The sequence below is a fragment of the Bacillus sp. REN16 genome (assembly GCF_020731355.1).
Lineage (GTDB): Bacteria > Bacillota > Bacilli > Bacillales > Bacillaceae_L > Ferdinandcohnia.
Genome location: NZ_JAJFZK010000070.1, coordinates 1 through 322, shown reverse-complemented (window position 1 = coordinate 322; position 322 = coordinate 1). Strand labels below are relative to the sequence as shown.

The window sequence follows — 322 nt, the reverse complement described above, 5'->3', positions numbered from 1 at the left end:
TCACCCCGATTACAAATTTCTGATGGCTCTTGTATAACGCATTTATGTTGTCTTTGCTGTAAAATCCACGGTCAAAGACGATTTTTATTTTCTTATAACCCATTACATTGAATTCCTTCACAAGCTGCTTTACCGTTTTCACATCGGAAAGATTGCCGGGAAGTTTACGGTAGTAAAACGGCAGACCGGATTGTTCCCCGAATAATAGGGCCAGATTGATTTGCGGAAGCCTGTCATGTTCCTTGTTATTTCCTATTTTGACCTGTTTTAGGGCCTCAGAGTAACTAGAAATAGAGGTTGTATCAAAAGCCCAGTATTCCTG

The 322-nt window shown here is 40.4% G+C and carries 1 protein-coding gene; it reads right to left on the bottom strand.

Annotated features, from left to right (window positions below):
* Positions 1-322: transposase (locus tag LKW28_RS22860; protein ID WP_229142710.1), on the bottom strand; the 322-nt coding region annotated here is incomplete at both ends.